Here is a 2,769-nt window from a genome sequence, read left to right as displayed (position 1 = left end):
CCGTCGTGCACACCGCCGCCGTCCTCGACGACGGCGTCGTGGAGGCCCTCACCCCCGACCAGGTCGAGCGCGTTCTGCGGGTCAAGGTCGACGCCACGCTCCACCTGCACGAGCTGACCCGTGACCTCGACCTGTCGGCCTTCGTGCTGTTCTCCTCCTTCGCCGCCACCTTCGGCGCCCCCGGCCAGGGCAACTACGCACCGGGCAACGCCTTCCTCGACGCCTTCGCCGAGCACCGGCGCGCCGCCGGGCTGCCCGCGACCTCCCTCGCCTGGGGTCCGTGGGGCGACGGGGGCATGGCCGAAGGCGCCGTCGGCGACCGCATGCGCCGCCACGGCGTCATCGAGATGGCCCCAGAGCGCGCCGTCACCGCCCTCCAGCACGCGCTGGACCGCGACGAGACCACCCTGACCGTCGCGGACATGGAGTGGAAGCGCTTCGTCCTGGCCTTCACCTCCGGCCGGACCCGGCCCCTGCTGCACGACCTCCCCGAGGCACGGCAGGTCATGGACGGCGCCCGCGCCGACAACGCCGAGGACAGCGGCAGCGCCGCCCTGCTCGTGGGGCAGCTCGCCGGGCAGCCCGAGGCCGAACAGGAGCGGCTGCTGCTGGACCTGGTCCGTACGGCCGTCGCCGCCGTCCTCGGCTACGCCGGACCGGACGCCGTCGAGGCCGGCCGTGCCTTCAAGGAGCTCGGCTTCGACTCCCTCACCTCCGTCGAACTGCGCAACCGCCTGAACGCGGCCGCCGGGCTCAAGCTGCCGCCCACGCTCGTCTTCGACTACCCGACGCCCACCGTCCTCGCCCGCTTCCTGCGGACCGAACTCGCCGGTCAGAGTGCGGCGGCCGCCGCACCTCTGCCGACGGCGGCCGGTGCCGGTGCCGACGCCGAGCCCATCGCCGTCGTCGCGATGAGCTGCCGCTTCCCCGGCGGCGTCCGCAGCCCCGAGGAGCTGTGGCAGCTGCTCGCCTCCGGCGGGGACGCCCTGTCGGAGTTCCCCGCGGACCGAGGCTGGGACGTCGAGGCGCTGTACGACCCCGACCCCGACGCCCAGGGCACCTCCTACACCCGTGAGGGCGGCTTCCTCTCCGACGCGGCCTCCTTCGACCCGGCGTTCTTCGGGATCTCCCCGCGCGAGGCCCTGGCGATGGACCCGCAGCAGCGGCTGCTGCTGGAGACCTCCTGGGAGGCCTTCGAGCGCGCCGGGATCGACCCCGAGACGCTGCGCGGCACCCAGTCCGGCGTCTTCGTCGGCACCAACGGCTCCGACTACTCCCACCTCGTGCGCGGCGCCGCCACCGAAGGACTCGAAGGCCACCTGGCCACCGGCAGCGCGGGCAGCGTCGTCTCCGGCCGCCTGTCCTACGTCTTCGGGCTCGAAGGCCCGGCGGTCACCGTCGACACCGCCTGCTCGGCCTCACTCGTGGCCCTGCACCTGGCGGTCCAGGCGCTGCGGGCCGGGGAGTGCTCCATGGCCCTGGCGGGCGGTGTGACGGTCATGTCCACGCCCGGCACCTTCATCGAGTTCAGCCGGCAGCGCGGACTGTCCACCGACGGCCGCTGCAAGGCCTTCTCCTCCGACGCCGACGGCTTCAGTCCGGCCGAGGGTGCGGGCATGCTCCTCGTCGAGCGCCTGTCGGACGCCCGCCGCCACGGACACCCCGTACTGGCCGTGATCCGCGGTACGGCGATCAACCAGGACGGTGCGAGCAACGGCCTGACCGCCCCCAACGGGCCCTCCCAGCAGCGCGTCATCCGGCAGGCCCTGGCCAACGCCGGGCTGTCGGCCGCAGAGGTCGACGCCGTCGAGGCGCACGGCACCGGCACGACCCTGGGCGACCCGATCGAGGCCCAGGCGCTGCTGGCCACGTACGGCCAGGACCGCGAGGAGGGCCGGCCACTGCTCCTCGGCTCGATCAAGTCCAATATCGGCCACGCGCAGGCCGCCGCCGGTGTCGCCGGTGTCATGAAGATGGTCCTGGCCATGCGGCACGGCCTGCTGCCGCGGAGCCTGCACATCGCCGAGCCCACCCCGCACGTGGACTGGAGCGCGGGCGAGGTCGAGCTGCTGACGGAGGAGCGGTCCTGGCCCGAGACGGGCGGCCGGCCCTGGCGTGCGGGTGTGTCGTCGTTCGGCTTCAGCGGGACCAACGCCCACGCCATCATCGAGCAGGCCCCTGTGGAACAGGGGTCGCCGGAGCCGGAAACCCCTGCCGCGCCGACCCCCCACCCCCTACTGACCACTGCGACCCCGGACGCCGAGGCCCCGGACGGGCCGCTCCCGCTGCCTTGGCCGCTGACGGCGAAGACCGAGAACGCGCTCCGCGGCCAGGCGGAACGCCTGCTCCACCACCTCTCCACCCGTCCTGACCTGCGACATGTCGATGTCGGCCACTCCCTGGCCAGTACCCGTACGGCCCACGACCGGCGTGCCGTGCTGATCGGCCGGGACCGGGAGGAACACCTCGCGGGGCTGGCTGCCCTGGCCGCCGGGGGCACCGCACCCCTGCTCGTCCAGGGGTCGGTCATCGGGGGCAGGACCGCATTCGTCTTCCCCGGACAGGGGTCGCAATGGGTGGGCATGGCCGAGGCTCTGTTGGACGCTTCACCCGTGTTTGCTGCCCGAGTGGATGAGTGTGCGAAGGCACTGGAGCCCTTCACCGACTGGTCGTTGGTCGAGGTCCTCCGGGGTGCCGAGCATGCCCCTTCCCTGGAACGGGTGGACGTGGTGCAGCCGGCGTTGTTCGCGGTGATGGTCTCGCTCGCCG

At 73.3% G+C, this 2,769-nt stretch carries 1 protein-coding gene; it reads left to right on the top strand.

The window, feature by feature from the left end:
* Positions 1–2,769: type I polyketide synthase (locus AQI95_RS43450; RefSeq protein ID WP_159056753.1), on the top strand; the 2,769-nt coding region annotated here is incomplete at both ends.

This window comes from Streptomyces yokosukanensis, assembly GCF_001514035.1.
GTDB lineage: Bacteria > Actinomycetota > Actinomycetes > Streptomycetales > Streptomycetaceae > Streptomyces > Streptomyces yokosukanensis.
The sequence above is the reverse complement of the archived record's forward strand: the minus strand, read 5'-3'. Positions and strand labels throughout refer to the sequence as shown.